Source organism: Halorubrum rarum, assembly GCF_048380895.1.
Lineage (GTDB): Archaea > Halobacteriota > Halobacteria > Halobacteriales > Haloferacaceae > Halorubrum.
In genome coordinates, this window is sequence record NZ_JBLWMN010000006.1 from 1 (window position 1) to 17,387 (window position 17,387).

The 17,387-nt window shown below is 65.2% G+C and carries 12 protein-coding genes; 5 read left to right on the forward strand and 7 right to left on the reverse strand.

Features of this window, described 5'->3' with window-relative positions; genetic code table 11:
- Positions 1–203 precede the first annotated feature (203 nt).
- From ACNSN7_RS05885 to ACNSN7_RS05895, 3 genes are all read right to left on the reverse strand, one after another.
- Positions 204–644, reverse strand: a complete 441-nt coding sequence (locus tag ACNSN7_RS05885; protein WP_418281347.1) for a DUF7346 family protein — start codon at positions 642–644, stop codon at positions 204–206.
- Positions 645–669: 25 nt separating this feature from the next.
- Complete coding sequence (locus tag ACNSN7_RS05890) at positions 670–1,197, reverse strand: DUF7322 domain-containing protein (protein WP_418281348.1); 528 nt, start codon at positions 1,195–1,197, stop codon at positions 670–672.
- Between the two features lie 74 nt (positions 1,198–1,271).
- Positions 1,272–1,445: a DUF7331 family protein gene (locus ACNSN7_RS05895; protein WP_418281349.1), complete on the reverse strand. Its 174-nt coding sequence runs from the start codon at positions 1,443–1,445 to the stop codon at positions 1,272–1,274.
- Positions 1,446–1,571: 126 nt separating this feature from the next.
- On the opposite strand from ACNSN7_RS05895, the gene ACNSN7_RS05900 reads away from it, so the two are divergent.
- The 4 genes from ACNSN7_RS05900 (at position 1,572) to sufD (ending at position 10,647) form a co-directional block, all read left to right on the forward strand.
- Positions 1,572–6,899, forward strand: coding sequence for a DNA polymerase domain-containing protein (locus tag ACNSN7_RS05900; RefSeq protein ID WP_418281350.1), 5,328 nt, complete (start codon positions 1,572–1,574; stop codon positions 6,897–6,899).
- A 125-nt stretch (positions 6,900–7,024) separates the two neighbouring features.
- Positions 7,025–7,948, forward strand: a complete 924-nt coding sequence (locus ACNSN7_RS05905; RefSeq protein ID WP_418281351.1) for an ABC transporter ATP-binding protein — start codon at positions 7,025–7,027, stop codon at positions 7,946–7,948.
- Positions 7,949–8,000: 52 nt separating this feature from the next.
- Positions 8,001–9,431: a Fe-S cluster assembly protein SufB gene (sufB, locus tag ACNSN7_RS05910; protein ID WP_418281352.1), complete on the forward strand. Its 1,431-nt coding sequence runs from the start codon at positions 8,001–8,003 to the stop codon at positions 9,429–9,431.
- 1 nt (position 9,432) lies between these two features.
- The gene (gene sufD, locus ACNSN7_RS05915; RefSeq protein WP_418281353.1) at positions 9,433–10,647 is read left to right on the forward strand and encodes a Fe-S cluster assembly protein SufD; all 1,215 of its coding nucleotides are present in this window, start codon (positions 9,433–9,435) and stop codon (positions 10,645–10,647) included.
- An 89-nt stretch (positions 10,648–10,736) separates the two neighbouring features.
- Here the strand turns inward: sufD and leuS are convergent, their stop codons facing one another.
- Together leuS and ACNSN7_RS05925 are read right to left on the reverse strand one after the other, a co-directional pair.
- Positions 10,737–13,481, reverse strand: a complete 2,745-nt coding sequence (gene leuS, locus ACNSN7_RS05920; RefSeq protein WP_418281354.1) for a leucine--tRNA ligase — start codon at positions 13,479–13,481, stop codon at positions 10,737–10,739.
- Between the two features lie 104 nt (positions 13,482–13,585).
- Complete coding sequence (locus tag ACNSN7_RS05925; RefSeq protein WP_418281355.1) at positions 13,586–15,787, reverse strand: hypothetical protein; 2,202 nt, start codon at positions 15,785–15,787, stop codon at positions 13,586–13,588.
- A 227-nt stretch (positions 15,788–16,014) separates the two neighbouring features.
- On the opposite strand from ACNSN7_RS05925, the gene ACNSN7_RS05930 reads away from it, so the two are divergent.
- A complete protein-coding gene (locus tag ACNSN7_RS05930) occupies positions 16,015–16,416 on the forward strand; it encodes an SHOCT domain-containing protein (RefSeq protein WP_418281356.1) in 402 nt (133 codons plus the stop codon).
- Positions 16,417–16,459: 43 nt separating this feature from the next.
- Here ACNSN7_RS05930 and ACNSN7_RS05935 read toward each other — a convergent pair whose 3' ends face one another.
- Complete coding sequence (locus ACNSN7_RS05935; RefSeq protein ID WP_418281357.1) at positions 16,460–17,158, reverse strand: queuosine precursor transporter; 699 nt, start codon at positions 17,156–17,158, stop codon at positions 16,460–16,462.
- Positions 17,151–17,354 carry a ribbon-helix-helix domain-containing protein gene (locus tag ACNSN7_RS05940; protein WP_418281358.1) on the reverse strand — a complete coding sequence of 68 codons (204 nt, stop codon included), beginning with the start codon at positions 17,352–17,354 and terminating at the stop codon, positions 17,151–17,153. Before ACNSN7_RS05940 ends, ACNSN7_RS05935 begins: the two co-directional genes overlap by 8 nt.
- Positions 17,355–17,387: the final 33 nt, after the last annotated feature.

Here is a 17,387-nt window from a genome sequence, read left to right on the forward strand (position 1 = left end):
CCTGGTGGGCGCTCGGAGGCACGCGCCACCGCGTCGTTCGTTTATAAGCGTCCGTCGCCGCTACTCACGGCCATTTAAATACTATGTCGCGACCGACGAACTGCAATACTCACTCCCGTCATCGATCGCCGCTGTGTCCGTACTGACCGTGATCGGGGCCCACATATGCCAAATATTACTTATTTAAACGGAGTCGGCTCTTCTTATGGCTCTCCGGAGTCGCTTCGGCGAAGTAGCCGGACGCCGTCCTCCGCGATCGCCGTGGCCTCGTAGCCTCGTCGTCCGGAGACCTCCGTCTCGTCGATCAGTCCGGCGGCGCGGAACTCCGCGAGTCGGCCGTGGAGGTCCGACTCGCACAGGTCGACGCGATCCATCAGTCCGAGCACGGACAGCGGCCCCTCGTCGACGATCACGACGAGCAGTCCCAACGCCCGGTCGTCGTGGACGGCACGGATCGTACGGCGGAGGGATTCCGGCACGCCGGCCGCCGCGGTCGCGAGCGCCGACGCGCCGTCGACGACCGTGAGCTCCGCGTTGTCGACGTAGCGCTCCGCTCCCGTCGCTGGGTCTCGAACCCGGCTTGACTCCTCGGACCGCTTCACGAGGAGATACGTCGCGCCGTCGGCGTCACGAACCGTCTGCATGGCCTGAAAACGGTCGGCCGACGGATTACCGTTCCGGGATCGGCGTCTTCTCTCCGTCACGGCCGCCGTCCGGTCCTTGGGCGTCGTCGTGGAGGTCGGTGTCGTCGTCCGGTCCTTGGGCGTCGTCGTGGAGGCCGGCGTCGTCGTCCGGTCCTTGGGCGTCGTCGTGGAGGTCGGTGTCGCCTCCCTCGTCGTTTCCGTCCGCATCCCGTTCGTCCCGAGACCGCTCCCACCCACGATACGTCTGGTACGTCCGGATTCCGGCGAGTATCCCGATAACGAACAGGGCGGGACCGACCCGCGTCCATCCCTCGAAGTACCACACCATCGGGCCGAGGCTGACGAGGAGAAGGGCCGCGTTCGCGTAGATAACGGCGAGCACGAACGCCCGGAGGGTATCCTGATCGACGTCCGCAGCGGCGCTGAAGTCACCGTCGTTGTCGAACGTCCGTACCGAGGGCGCTTTCGGAATGTCCGGGGTCATCTCGCGTTCGGCGGCCGAGCTCTCGCCGATGGAGATATCGCCCTCGTCGTCCTCGTCGAACGGGTTCACGAACCGACCTACGGTGTTGCGAAGCAAAAGGGGTTGTGTCACGCTTGGATCGGCCGTCGGCCCAGCGGTCCGTATTAGGCGGCGTCCGTGAGCCGAACGGTTCGGCTGGCCTCGACCCACGCGAGGGGATTCGCGGCGTCGAAAAGCACCACGCTCCCGCCGTCCTCGTACACCTCCACCTCGGCGTCGCCCGCGTCACGGTTGCCCGAGCGGTGCGTCTCGTCGTCCGCGTGTGGATTCGAGGTCACGAAGTCTGGTATGAGATACCATAATAAATGCCTTTCCGTGGTCGGGCTCATCGCTGGATCCGAAAGCCGGGCTCATCGCTGGACCCGAAAGCCGAGCTTTTTAGCACGGTACGCCGAAGGACCGCCATGAACCAGTCGGGTCTTTCGGACTTCTCAGCTCCCGACGCCGCGGACGGCGACGGCGCGGCGTCGCGAGCGGCGATCGCCGCCGAGGAGGCGCAGGTCGTCGCCGGCGGCGGTCGCGGTCACGTCAGCGACGTCGTCGATCTCGACGAGGCGAAGTTCCCGGAATCGACAGGGACCGTCGACCTGATGATCACCCAGATCGATTACGCCGTCGAGGGATACGGCAGCGACGAGTACCCCGTCGTCCACGTGTTCGGTCGCCGGCCGGTCGAGGGCGGCGACGACGAACACGAGCACGTCCGCGTACTGGGCGTCGAGCCGTACTTCTACGTCCCGACCGCCGACCTCGACGCGGATCCCGTCGAGTCGTACGACGTCGTCATCGGAACCCGTGAGGAGGGACCGGACGGCGAGCCCTACGAGAGCATTCGTGGCGAGCCGCTCACCCGGATCATCACCCGGACGCCCCGCGACGTCGGGAACATCCGCGACGACTTCGAGAACTCCTTCGAGGCGGACATCCTCTTTCCGAACCGCTTTCTGATCGACAACGGACTCACGGGCGGCCTCCGCGTCGAGGAGCGCCGGCTCGACGACGGCTCGGGGACGATCCAGGTCCACGAGGGCCACCTCGAACCCGCCGAGGTCGACGCCGAGATGCGAGTGAACACCTTCGACATCGAGGTCGACGACCGCCGCGGCTTCCCCGAGGACGGCGAGGAGCCGATCATCTGTCTCACGAGCCACGACTCCTACGACGACGAGTACGTCGTCTGGCTCTACGACGCGCCGGAAGCCGAGGTGCCACCGCCGCAGGATCTCCCCGACTACGAGGGGATCGTCGCCGATCAAGCGCTCAACTTCCGCGTCGAGACGTTCGACGAGGAGGCCGCAATGTTGGACGCGTTCGTCGAGTACATCGACGACACCGACGTCGATCTCATGACTGGGTGGAACTTCGAGGACTTCGACGCACCGTATCTCCTCGATCGCATGGAGGTCCTCGACGAGGAGACCGGCAGCGAGCACGACCTCTCGATCGACCGCCTCTCCCGGATCGGCGAGGTGTGGCGCTCCAGCTGGGGCGGCCCGGACATCAAGGGCCGGGTCGTCTTCGACCTGCTGTACGCGTACAAGCGCACGATGTTCACGGAACTGGAGTCGTACCGGCTCGACGCGGTCGGCGAGCGCGAACTCGGCGTCGGCAAGGAGCGGTACACGGGCGACATCGGTGATCTCTGGGAGCAAGACCCCGAACGGCTGCTGGAGTACAGCATCCGCGACGTGGAACTGTGCGTCGAGATCGACCGCGCGCAGGACGTGATCGCCTTCTGGGACGAGGTGCGAACGTTCGTCGGGTGTAAGATCGAGGACGCGCCGACGCCCGGCGACACCGTCGACATGTACGTCCTTCACAAAGCGTTCGGGAAGTTCGCGCTCCCGACGAAGGGCCAACAGGAGTCGGAGGAGTTCGAGGGCGGTGCCGTCTTCGATCCGATCACCGGCGTCAAGGAGATGGTGACGGTACAGGACTTAAAAAGCCTCTACCCGATGTGCATGGTGACGATCAACGCCGGCCCGGAGACGAAAGTCGAGGCGGACGAGTACGACGGGGAAACGTACGTCGCGCCCAACGGGACCCACTTCCGGAAGGAGCCGGACGGGATCATGCGCGAGATGGTCGACGAGCTCCTCTCCGAGCGCGAAGCAAAAAAGGCGCTCCGGAACGATCACGACCCCGGCACCGAACCCTACGAGCAGTACGACCGACAGCAGGGAGCTGTCAAGGTTATTATGAACTGCTTTACGCCGGATACCGAGGTCGTGACTCCCGAAGGCGTTCGGTCGATCACGGAGTTGGAGGTCGGCGACGCCGTGTACTCGCTCGACCCCGACACGGAGGAGATGGAGGTCAAGACCGTCGAGGAGACCCACGCGTACCCCGACTACCGGGGCGAACTCGTCGACATCGAGACCTCGAAGATCGACTTCCGAGTGACGCCGAACCACCGGATGCTGGTCCGGAAGAACGAGACGAACGGGATCACCGAAGACGGGTATAGCTTCGTGGAGGCCGGCGATCTCGATCGGGCGACCGACTACGAACTCCCCCATGATTGGGACGGACCGGACGGTGAGCGGATCGATGAGGTCGATCTGACCGAACTCGTCGATGACGAGTACGAAGTGTGGGTCCGGCCGAGCGTCCACGGTCACACGTTCACCGCTGAACTCGGTTGGACGCCTCGACGCGTTCCGAAGGCGGATGTCGGACGGACCGGCTACGTGTTCACGGCTTCGGAGTTCGAGGAACACCGCGAGTACGTCGAGTCGGTGTGTGAACGGAGCTTCATTCACCGTGAGTCCGGGCGAAAATGGGTCCCGCGGACGTTCGACGGCGACGACTTCCTCGAACTGCTCGCGTGGTACGTCACGGAAGGAAACGTGTACACGTCCGAGGAGAAGCAACTTGATGACGGGCTTCGTGGTTCCGCGACCACGGTGAGGATCGCACAGGGTGCCGTGGCGGACGGCGGCGACTCCGACCACGCGACGATCGGCGAGCTTCTCGATCGAATGGGGTTGGACTACGACGTCGACGAGCGCTGCTACCAGTTCACGTCGAAACTGCTCGGAGGCCTCCTCCGGGACCGCTGCGGAGACGGGAGCTTCGAGAAACGGATACCAGAGCGTGTCTTCGAGGCGACGAGGGCGCAGAAGCGCGCGTTCTTGGAAACGCTGATCGACGGCGACGGCGACCGCCGGACCGGATCGTGGCGATACACGACGTCGAGCGACGAGTTGCGGGACGGCGTGCTCCGTTTGTGTGCGCATCTCGGGATCACCGCGAGCTACAGTCACGACGGCGGGAGCTGGCGGATCTACGTCGCAGAAAACGCGAAGAACACGCTTCGGATGCATCGGAGCGGCTCGCGGAGCGAGGCCGAAGACGGCGTTTACTGTGTGACCGTCGAGGACAATCACACGCTCCTCGCAGGGCGGAACGGAACGTTCCAGTTCGTCGGTCAATCGCTCTACGGCGTGACGGGGTGGGATCGATTCCGCCTGTACGACAAAGAGGGTGCAGCAGCCGTCACAGCGACGGGTCGCGAAGTCATCGACTTCACCGAGGAGGCGGCTAACGAGCTAGGCCACGATGTCGCGTATGGGGACAGCGTCACGGGTGACAGGCCCGTCGTCGTGCGCGATCCGGACGGGACCGTTCGGATTCTTCCGATTGCTGACCTCTTCGAACGCTCTGACGCAACCGCGAACGAAGACGTGCTTATTACTGCCGACGGCGGATCGGTCGCTTCGGTGTCGATAGACAAGGAACGACGTCGCGTGGACGGGTGGGAGGCGCTTTCGGTGACCGAGAACGGCGAACCGGAGTGGCAGCCGATCGAGCAGGTGATCCGGCACGAGACCGACAAGCCGGTGGTCACTCTCCAGCACAAGTTCGGCGAGTCGACGACGACCAGAGACCACTCGTACGTCGTCGAAGACGACGGCGACCTCGTCGAAGCGAAGCCGGAGGAGGTCGAAGAGCCGCTTCGGGTACCCGGTCTCCCCGAGGTCGAAACGGTGGAGAGGATCGACGTGTACGACGTGCTGGAGGGATACACGCGGGAGTACGAGGACGGGCGAAGCGTCGGCAGTGAGGACGCGGAAACGAAAGTCAAGCGAGTCCACGCGGACGACGACTGGGTCTGGTTCGGCCACAAGCATCACGACACGATAGAGAAGAGCATCAAGGTACAGCGATACGTCGACTTGGACTCCGATGACGGACGGGCGTTCATCCGTTTGCTCGCCGCGTACGTTACTGAAGGGAGTGCCTCGACGATCGAGACGACCGATTCCAAGTTCGGTGCGAGTATCGCCGAATCCAGAACGGAATGGCTGGAGGGTCTCCGGGAGGACTACCAGCGTCTGTTCGACGGGGCGACTGCGAGTGTCATCGCGTCGGACGCGTCCGACGATCGAACCGTCGAGTACAAAACCGATAGCGGGGTTCAATCGGTGACGTACGACGATGGTACGAACAAACTCCAGATGATGAACGAGCTCTCGGCGGTGTTCTTCCGTGAGTTCGCCGGGCAAACGTCCCGGGGAAAACGGATCCCCGGGTTCGTGTTTAATCTCCCCGACGACCTCCAACAGCTCTTCGTCGACGTGCTCGTTGCGGGCGACGGGTCGCGTGAATTCCCGCGATACACGGCTGAGTACTGCGAGCAGAACTTCGACTTCGAGACGACGAGCCGAGAGCTCGCGGCGGGTCTCTCTACGCTTCTCACGCAGCGCGGAGAGAAGCACTCGCTGAAGTACAGGGAGAGCAAAAGGAGCTACACAATTCGAACGTGTGACTACTACAGAGGCGGCCGAGACCCGGTCGTCGAGGAGGTAGATCACGACGGATACGTCTACGATCTGAGCGTCGCTGAGAACGAGAACTTCGTCGACGGCGTCGGCGGAATCGTGCTCCACAACACCGACTCAGTCATGTTGTCTCTCGGACAGGAAGTCGATAAAGCGGAAGCGATCGAGACCTCCTTCGAGATCGAGGATCACATCAACGAGCGCTACGACGACTTCGCGCGCGAGGAGTTGAACGCCGAGATCCACCGCTTCCAGATCGAGTTCGAGAAGCTCTACCGGCGCTTTTTCCAAGCGGGCAAGAAGAAGCGGTACGCGGGCCACATCATCTGGAAGGAGGGAAAAGACGTCGACGACATCGACATCACCGGCTTCGAGTACAAGCGCTCTGACATCGCACAGATCACGAAGGAGGTCCAACAGAACGTCATCGAGACGATCGTCACGGGCGACGACATCGACGAGGACTTAGCGGCGGTGAAGTCGTACCTCGTGGACGTGATCGCCGAGGTGCTCGACGGCGACATCGACCTCGACGAGATCGGGATCCCGGGCGGGATCGGCAAGAAGCTGGACGCCTACGAGACCCCGACTGCGCAGGTACGCGGCGCGAAGTACGCCAACCACATGCTCGGTACGAACTTCGGGAACGGCTCGAAGCCCAAGCGGCTCTACCTGAAGAAGGTCCACCCCGACTTCTGGAAGCGAATGGAGTCGGAGAAGGGACTCGACCCGCAGCGCGATCCGCTCTACGGCGAGTTCAAGCGTGATCCGGACGTGATCTGCTTCGAGTACGCCGATCAGGTCCCCGAGGAGTTCGAGGTCGACTGGGAGAAGATGCTGGATAAGACGCTCAAAGGGCCGATCGAGCGGGTGATCGAGGCGCTCGGGCTGTCGTGGGAGGAGGTCAAAACCGGTCAGGAACAGACCGGACTCGGTTCCTTTATGTAGTCAATCGAGAGTTTCGTTTCTACATCTGAAAAATTTCTTTTTATAATTCGCTATTTGGACGGGGGATTCCGTAACCATTAACCCCGAGAACCCCTTCTCAACGGCCACGAGGAATCAGATTACATATGGCAACTCTCGAGATCAACAACCTCCACGCGCAGGTGGCCGAAGAGGACGGAGAACGGATCCTTCGAGGCGTCGACCTCGAAGTCGCGACGGGCGAGATCCACGCGCTGATGGGTCCGAACGGTTCGGGTAAGTCGACGCTCGCGAAAGTGATCGCCGGACATCCCGCCTACGAGGTAACGGACGGCGAGGTCCTGCTCCACCTCGAGGCGGAGGACGTCGCCGACGTCGACGCGGAGCTCGACGACGACGACTACCACTGGTCGCTCCTCGAGATGGAGCCGAACGAGCGTGCCGCGCTCGGCATCTTCCTCGGTTTCCAGTACCCGGCGGAGATCGAGGGCGTCACGATGACGAACTTCCTCCGACAGGCGCTCAACGCCAAGGCGGACGAGCGTGAGGAGCTGTTCGAGGGCGAGGAAGCGGACGAGGAGTCGGACGACGACGCGGAGGACACGGGCTACGACAGCTCTCCGATGGAGGGGCCGACGGACGACGGCGACATCGGCGTCGCCGAGTTCCAGTCGATCCTCAAAGAGAAGATGGAGCTGCTCGACATGGACGAGAAGTTCATGCAGCGGTACCTCAACGCCGGCTTCTCCGGCGGGGAGAAAAAGCAGAACGAGGTGCTGCAAGCCGCCATGCTCGAACCCGCGATCGCCGTGCTCGACGAGATCGACTCCGGGCTCGACATCGACCGTCTGCAGGACGTCTCCAAGGGGATCAACGCGCTCCGCGACGAGCAGGGCACGGGGATCCTCCAGATCACTCACTACCAGCGGATCCTCGAGTACGTCGAACCCGACTACGTCCACGTGATGCTCGACGGCGAGGTCGTCAAGAGCGGCGACGCCACGCTCGCCGAGGAGCTCGAGGACGAGGGGTACGACTGGGTCCGCGAGGAAGCGTTCGAGGCGGCGTAATCGGTTATGATTACTGATCACACATAAGCACCCGGAAACGTAAATCAATACCATGAGTTCAGAACAAGACCACCTGAAAGAGACCGACACCGAGGCCCGCTTCGAGTTCAAGAAGGAGGAGAAGTCCGCCTTCCGGACCGAGAAGGGCCTCACCGAGGAGACGGTCCGCGTCATCTCGGAGGACAAAGACGAACCGGAGTGGATGCTGGAGCGCCGGCTCCGCGCACTCGAACAGTTCCAGGCGATGCCGATGCCGACCGGCTGGCCCGAAGCGCCCGACCTCTCGGAGGTCGACATCGACGAGATCGTCCCGTACATCCGCCCGGACGTGGACGTCCGTGCGGGCGTCGACGACTGGACGGAGCTGCCGGACGAGATCAAGGACACGTTCGATAAGCTCGGCATCCCGGAAGCGGAGAAGAACGCGCTCTCGGGCGTCGGCGCACAGTACGAGTCCGAGGTCGTCTACCAGAACATGCAAGAACAGTGGGAGGAGAAGGGCGTTATCTTCTGTAACATGGACGAGGCCGTCCGTGAACACGAGGATCTCGTCCGCGAGCACTTCATGACGAAGTGCGTCCCCCCGAGCGACAACAAGTTCGCGGCGCTCCACGGCGCGATCTGGTCCGGCGGCTCGTTCGTTTACGTGCCGGAGAACACGACCGTCGACATGCCCGTGCAGGCGTACTTCCGGATGAACTCCGAGGGGATGGGCCAGTTCGAGCACACGCTCATCATCGCCGAGGAGGGCTCCGAGGTCCACTACATCGAGGGCTGTTCGGCCCCGAAGTACTCGGCGTTCAACCTCCACTCCGGCGGCGTCGAGGTGTTCGTCGGCGAGGACGCACACGTCCAGTACTCGACGGTGCAGAACTGGTCGAAGAACACGTACAACCTCAACACGAAACGCGCCATCGCCGAGAAGGGCGGGCGCATGGAGTGGATCTCCGGGTCGATGGGGTCGAAGGCGACGATGCTGTACCCCTCGACGATCCTCAAGGGCCGCGGTGCGTCGGACAACCACATCACGATCGCCATGGCCGGCGAGGGACAGGACATCGACACCGGCGCGAAGGTGTATCACAACGCGCCGAACACCAAATCCACCATCGAGTCGAAGTCGATCGCGAAGGACGGCGGCCGTACGAACTACCGCGGACTCGTCCACATCGCCGACGGCGCGGAAAATTCCTCGACGGCCGTCGAGTGTGACGCGCTGATGTTCGACAACGAGTCGACGTCGGACACGATGCCGTACATGGAGATCAACGAGTCGAAAGTCGACGTCGCTCACGAGGCGACGGTCGGCAAGATCGGCGACGAGGACATCTTCTATCTCCAGTCGCGCGGTCTCGACGACGACGACGCAAAGCAGATGATCGTTTCGGGCTTCATCGAGCCCATCACGGAGGAACTGCCCATCGAGTACGCCGTCGAGCTCAACCGGCTCGTCGAGCTGGAGATGGAGGGTTCACTCGGATAATATGAGTACGCAAGCTATCGAGAGCCTCTCTGAGGACACGGTACGACGTATCGCGGAGGAACGCGACGAGCCCGAGTGGCTCCTCGAAACCCGTCTCGACGCCCTCAACGCGTTGGAGGCGGCGGCACTACCGGACGTCATCCAGACGCCCGGCCGTCGCTGGACGGATCTGGAATCGCTCGACTTCGAGGCGCTCGTCGACCCCCTCAACCAGTCGGACGAGACCGAACGAGTCGGGGGCGACGACGAGGTCGTCGTCCTCCCGTTCACGGAGGCGCTCGACGAGTACGGCGACGTCATCGAGGCGAACTTCGGCTCCGTGATCGACTCCGAGGAGAACTACCTCACCGCCCTCTCGGTCGCCCTGTTCACGACCGGAACGTTCGTGTACGTTCCCGAGGGCGTCGACGTCGAGGACGTGACGGTCCGCGCGGAGATGAACTCCCGCTCGCTGTTCAGCCAGACGCTCGTCGTCGCCGAGGCGTCGTCGTCGATCACGATCCTCGAGTCGATATCGTCGGGTGACGGCGACGCCGAGGGAGACCGGTACTTCTCGAACCTCGTCGAGATCGTCGCCGGGGAGAACGCCAACGTCCAGTTCGGCTCGCTGCAGAACCTCGACGACGACACGTACACATACTCGCTGAAGCGCGGCGTGACCGACACGTACGCGACGGTGGACTGGATCGAGAGCAACTTCGGCTCGAAGCTCACGCGCTCCGACGTCGAGACCGAACTGACCGGCGACGGCTCCGAGAGCCAGATAGTCGGGACGTTCTTCGGCACCGAGGACCAGCACTTCGACGTCAACGCCCGCGTCTGGCACAAAGCCGAGCACACGACGGCCGATCTGGTCACGCGCGGCGTGCTCGACGACGTCGCCCGCTCGGTCTACGAGGGCGTACAGGACGTCGGTCAGGACGCGTGGAACACCTCCAGCTATCAGCGTGAGAACACGCTGATGCTGTCGGACGACGCCGAGGCCGACGCGTCGCCGAAGCTGATCATCCACAACCACGACACCGAGGCGTCCCACTCCGCGACGGTCGGACAGGTCGACGCCGAGGACCTGTTCTACCTGGAGAGCCGCTCGATCGATTCGCGGACCGCACGGAACATGCTCGTCGAGGGCTTCTTCGTGCCCGTGTTAGAGGAAATCGCCGTCGACGAGTTCCGCGACGACGTCGAGGCGCTCGTCGCCGAGCGGCTCCGGTAGTCGGAACTCACCGGGACGTTCGTGTTATTTCGACTCGAGAGAGACCGTGAGCCTCGCGGACCCACGACGTCGCCCGCATCCCGTGCGTACTACTCGCTGATGTCGATCGCCGGACGGCCCGGTTCGGCCTTTCGGACCACGCCGTCGTCGGCCTCGTCGGCCCGTTTCACCGTGACCGGCGCGTCGAACTCCCGCTCGATCAGCCACGCGGCGGCCGTCAGCGCCTCGTACTCCTCGTCGCTCGGGAGCGTCGCCGAGAGCGCCTCGCGTTCGGCCTGGAGATCCTGTCCGTAGGCGGCGGCGTCGTCGCCCCGCTCGCGGATGTGATCGTGTCTCATCAGCTCGCCGATGAGGTTGTCGGCGTCGCTGTCGATCGCGATCTCCAAGGCGTCGTACTTCCAGTCGGGTGCGACGACGACGTCGATGGCGCTGGGATCCTCGATGCCGGCGACGTCGACGATCTGGCGCACGTCCTCGCGGGTGTTCTCGACGAGACGGCGACGCAGCGCCGCGGCCTCGCGGTCGACGTCCGCGGTCGGCCAGTCGGCGTCGACGGCGAACTCGTCGGCATCGACGTCCACTCCGGCGTTCGCGTCGCCGCCGAGCTCAGCGTACAGTTCCTCGGCCAGATGGGGCGTGACCGGCGCGAGCAGGCGGACGGCGGCGGAGAGTCCCCGCTCGAACACGTCGGGATCCGGGTCGGCGTAATCGGCGTAGCTGCGCAGCGTCCCCACCAGCTCTTGGGCCTCCCGCAAGGCGACGTTGAACGTGAGATCGTCGTACTCCTCGGTGGCGATCGCCACCGTCGCGTCGGTCTCGGCGTCGACGTAGCTGGCGATCGCTGTGTCGGCCGCGGACGACTCCACAGCCGCCTCGGGGTCGTACCCCTCGACCAGCCGCTTCAACCGGGTCAAAAAGCGGTACGTCGACCTGACGCCCTCCTCGGACCAGTCGAAGTCGCGCTCGGGCTGAGCCGCCTGCATCATGAACAACCGGGCGGTGTCCGCACCGTACTCCTCGACGATCCGCTGCGGGGAGACGACGTTGCCGACCGACTTCGACATCTTCTCGCCGTCCAGTTGGACCATGCCCTGCGCCAGCAGGTTCGTGAACGGCTCGCGGTGCCGTAAGCCCTCCTCGTCGGCGAGCACCTTGGTGAAGAACCGCGAGTACAGCAGGTGCATCACGGCGTGCTCGATGCCGCCGACGTACTGGTCGACCGGCATCCAGTCGTTCGCGCGGTCCGGATCGAAGGGCACGTCGGTGGCGTCCGGAGAGACGTATCGCAGGAAGTACCACGAGGAGTCGACGAACGTGTCCATCGTGTCCGTCTCGCGGGTCGCGGGCTCACCGCAGTCCGGACAGGTCGTCCGCTTCCACTCCTCGGCCGCGTCGAGCGGGTTCCCGGTCGTGTTGATGAACTCCGGCAGCTCGACGGGGAGGTCCTCCTCGGGGACCATCACCGAACCGCAGTCGTCGCAGTGGACGACCGGGATCGGGGTTCCCCAGTAGCGCTGTCGGGAGATACCCCAATCGCGCAGCTGGTACTGGGTGCTCTCCTCGGCGCTCTCGATGTCCTCGGTCAGCCGCTCGCGGGCCGTCGCGCTGTCGAGCCCGCTGTACTCGCCGGAATCGATGACGACGCCGTCGGCGGTGAACGCTTCTTCGCTCACGTCGGGCGCGTCGGGGACCGTCTCGCCGTCCCAGTCGTCGGGTTCGGGCGCGATGACGGGCGTGATCTCGACGCCCATCTTCTCGGCGAACGCGTGATCGCGCTCGTCGTGGGCGGGGACGGCCATCAGCGCCCCCGTCCCGACGTCCGAGAGCACGAAGTCCGCCACGAACACCGGGATCTCCTCGCCGGTTGCGGGGTTGGTTGCGGTGAGATCGGTCGCGACGCCGTTCGGCTCGTCGCCCTCCGGATCCGCCTCGTGGTGGACGAACTCGTGGACCTCGTCGTTCTCGGCGGCCAGCTTCTCGCTGATCGGGTGGTCCGGCGCGAGCGCGAAGAACGTCGCGCCGTGGATCGTGTCGACGCGGGTGGTGAACGCCTCGACGGGGCCGTACTCCCGCGGCTCGGTTCCCTCGCCGCGTCCGTTCGAGGCGCTTCGCGCCTCGCTTACCTGAAAGTCCAGCGTCGTCCCGTACTGTCGGCCGATCCAGTTCCGTTGCATCTGCCGCACCGAGTTCGGCCAGCCCTCCAGGTCGTCGATGGCCTCCAACAGCTCGTCGGCGTACTCCGTAATCGACAGGAACCACTGGTCCAGCTCGCGGGCCTCGACGGGCGTGTCACAGCGCCAACACAGCTCGTCGTCGCCCTCGACCTGCTCGTCCGCGAGGACGGTCTCACAGGACGGACACCAGTTCACCTCGGCGTCCCGACGCTCGACGAGCCCCGCGTCGTGGAAGCGAGTGAACAGCCACTGGTTCCACTTGTAGTAGTCGGGCGTACAGGTGGTGATCTCCCGGTCCCAGTCGTAGCCGAACCCCATCGATCGCATCTGGTCGCGCATCGTGTCGATGCAGTCGAACGTCCAGTCGCGCGGGTTGGTGTCGCGCTCCTTGGCGGCGTTCTCCGCCGGAAGCCCGAACGCGTCCCACCCCATCGGATGGAGCACGTCGTCGCCGCGCATGCGACGGAAGCGGGCGTACGCGTCCGTGATGGTGTAGTTGCGGACGTGGCCCATGTGGAGCTTCCCGGACGGGTACGGATACATGCCGAGGACGTAGGTGGGATCGTCCACCTCGTCCGGCGTGCGATACACGGAGGCGTCGTCCCACGCCTCCTGCCACCGCTTTTCGACCGTCGTGTGGTCGTAGCCCTCCTGAGACATCTGCTTATATACGTCTGGTGCGGTCGGCGTCGTATACCTTTCCATCCAGTGCTGGCGGGTTGCACGGTCCGTGAGCCGGCGGAGACGGTCACCTCGGGATCCGGCTACAACGTCTTCGCGTCCTGTGCTTGCTCGGCGCGGCGCGTTGCCTGCTCGATCCGGTTCCCGGTTGCGGTTGCGAGCCTCGGCGGGAGGCCGTCTCGGGCCGCCGCGAGCCGCTCTTCGATCCGGTCTATCCGCTCGATGACGGTCTCCAGGTGGCGGTCCGTCCCCCCGCGGTCACCCTCGCGGGCACGCTCCTCCGCCCGCTCCGCGGCCTCGACCGCGGCGGCGAGAGCCCGTTCGAGCCCGTTCACCGCGTTCGACGGACCGCCGCCGGTGTCATCTTCGCTTCCCCCGTCTCCGGAGTCACCGTTATCGTCGTCGCCATCGTCGTCTCCGCCGTCGCCCTCCGCCGCCGCGGCCGCGACCTCGGCACGGGTCTCTTCGGCGACAGCCGCAACGAACCCGGCGAGCGAGGCCGCGCCCGTCTCGGGGCGTTCGATTCGGATCGGCTCCCCCGTCCCCGCGTCCTCCGAGGCCGGATTGACTCGATACGCACCAACCTCGTCGTTCGGGTCCCGCACCTCGGCCGTGTACGCGCCGCCGACGTGGACGTACATCGCGTCGCTCCCGTCGACCGCGGAGTCGTAGATCCGACCGGCGAAATCGTCCTCGATCGCCGCCCGAGTCACGTCCGCGTCGCTCTCGGCGTCGGACAGTTCGACCTTCGTCGCGTACTTGCGGGCGACAAGCGGAATCTCGCCGTCGGCACCGGCAACCGTGACGGGGTCGTCCTCCGAGACCACGAGCTGCTCGCTGTGGGGAGCCTGCCCGGCACCGTTGACGGTGAGCCTGTGCTCGCCGTCGGGCACCCCCTGAGCCACCGCGATCCCTCCGCCGAACGTCGGGACCGCTTCCGGATCGCTTTCGATCAGGACGAACGACTCGATGCTCGCGTCCGTTGTCGTCAGCCCTCCTCCGGCCGGCGCGTCCTCGCTCTCGGTCGCCTCGGTAACGCGGGCGACGACGCCGTCGAAGGCGTCGAGTACGTCGCCACCGATCCCGACCGCGTCGGCGATCGCGTCGTAGCGCTCCGCGAGTTCGGCGCGGTGGTTTCCGGCGGTGATGTCGGATGCTGGGTTCTCGTATCGGGGCTGTTCCCACGGGACATCGGTCGCCGTGATGTGCCCGGCGATGGCGTCCTCAGCGATCTTCGGAACCGTGAACTCGAAGCTCAGCTGCGGGCCGGTGAACGCCGAGATATCCTCCAGTTCGGTGCTCTCGACGAGTTCGTACGTGACGACCGACTCGATCCCCTCGTCGGCTGCCGCGGGCTCGGGATCGCCGTCCCTGCCGCGGTAGCGGAACGCGAGTCCCGTCTCCCGCAGCGGGAGGTCGGTCGGCGGGGATTCCAACGCGTCGAGCGAGCGAACGGTAAGCGCCTCGTCGACCAATGCGTCCGGAGTGACCGAAGGGAGTTCCGGATGCTCGTACAGCGGCTCGCCCTCGTATTCCGGAACGACGAACGGGAGCCGCATCCCCTCGTCGCGGGGAAGCCCGTACGCGAGCGGGATCCCGAGCAGGTCCTCGACGGTATCGACGGTCGTGTTCGTGATGTCCGCCAGGAGTCCCTCCTCGCCGACCCGCTGGAATCGATCGGGAGCGTCGTTTATCGAGAGCGTACTGGAGTGCGACCCGAGCTCGGGAAGGATGCGGGGAACGACGTCGGGGTCGGGATCGAGGAACTCGTTGTTCGGGACGCTGCGGGAATGCGAGCTGGCGACGTACAGCTGTGGATCGCCGGAGTCGAGATCGACGAAGACGTGGAACACCTCCCAGTCGTGCCAGTGGAAGTTGGCGGTGAACTGATCGAACGCCGAGTAGAACCAGAACTGCACCACGCCGAGCGACGAGTCCTCGTACCGAACCCCGTTGTAGAACACCGTCGGATCGGGGGGTTCACCCGCCTCCTCGTAGCGTTCGTGGTATCCGTCGAATGCGAGGAACCCGTCGACGACGGTTTCGCCGCCCTCCTCGACGGTGTAGGGGCGCGGATCGGTGGGAAACCACGGTTCGGCCGCGTCGAAGTACAGCGTCGGTGCGAATCGGGCGGCGAGCTCCTCGAGCGTTTCGCCGTCCATCGAGAGGGTCTCCGCGTCGTCGGGCTCCGAGCCCGAACAGCCCGCAACCGCAGCGCTCCCCGCGCCGGCGACCGCGCCGAGGACTGTCCGGCGGTTGATTCCGGCGTCAGGGCCATCGGTCACGGATCCACCTCGGTCCCGAGCGCTGTGCAAACACGACTCGATCGTGACGACAGTTCGGGACGCATTTCGTTCGGTTACGACCACAACGTCGGATAAGTCTTCTGACGAGAGAGCGCCCGCCCCGTGGCTGCGACCCTCGGTAACCCGGGGATGGCCGCGTTCGATCGCTCCGGGAGTTCGATCGCTCCGGGAGAAGGTATTTGCGCACGGGAGCGCGATAGCGGGGTATGGACGGGAAGAAGGCCCTCTACTACGGCGCGATCGCGCTCGCGATCCTGATCGCCGCCAGCGTCGTCGTCTCGATCGTCTCGGCGGTCCTGAGTCTGGCGTGGGCGGTCGTCTCCGCCGCGGTGTCGCTGGCGATCCTGATCGGCGTCGTCTACCTCGCGTATAAAGCGGGGGCGTGGCTGTTCGGCGGAAGCGACGACGGGCGAACGACGGCGGACGGGTTCGGATCGAACCGGTCGTCGTCGTCGACCGGGAGTTCGACGGATCCGCAGGAACGGCTCCGCACGGAGTACGTCGAAGGGCGGATCAGTGAGGAGGAGTTCGAGCGCCGGATCGCGAGCGAACTCGAAACGGAGTCGATCGAGGACGAACTCGACCGGGAACTGAACCGGGAGCGGTGAGTCCGGGTCGGTTCCGAACGCTCGCTCGGCGCTCCACTGGACGCTACCCTCGGACCGCGCGTACGACCAGATAGACGAACGGCGTGTCGAGGACGGCGATCAACAGCTTCAGGAGGTACTGTCCGACGACGAGCGTCGCCGCCGCACCGACCGACATCGGCATCCCGATACCGAGGACCGCGGGCGCGACGACGAACGCGACGCCGACGAAGATCACCGTATCGAGGATCTGGCTCGTCGCGGTCGACGCGAGGTTCCGGAGCCACAGCATCTCGGAGCCGGTGCGATCGCGAATCGCGTGGAACACGACCACGTCGTAGTTCTGGCTGACGACGTAGGCGAGGAGGCTCCCGATCACGACGTTCGTGGCGGGGCCGAGGGCGGTGTCGAACGCGGCGGTGACCTCGGGGTCGATGCCGGGCGCGGCGAGCGTCGACCACACCAGCGCGAGCACGACGAAGTTCATCGCGAACGCGACGTTGACGACGACCTGCGCGGCCCGTCGTCCGTACAGCTCCGCGTAACAGTCCGACGCGAAGAAGGTGAGCGCGTACGCGAGCGCCGCGCCGGGCAGCAGTATCTCCGGGCCGACCGCCGGGAGCGCGACCGGGAGCGGCAAGGCGAGCACCTTCGCGGCGGTCACCTGCGCGGTCGCCAGCGCGGTGACGAAAAGCGCCACGAGCCCGACCTGTGCCACCGCGGCCCGCCCCAACGGGTCGCCCGCGTACGGGTGCTCACTCATCGGTCCCGTCGTCGGCGTCCTCGGCGTCGTCCGACAGCCGACCGTGTCGCTCGTCGATGTCGTCGAGCACGTCCAGCGTCTTCCGGATCGACGCGCGCACCGCGTCGCTCCGGTTGACGAACTTCCCGTCGTCGCCGACGTGTTCGTCGAGGTCGTCGAGCAGTTCGCCCGGGATCTCGACGCTTATCTTGGGCATTCGTTGCCCACCCCTCGAGACCGGGTCGTCGGT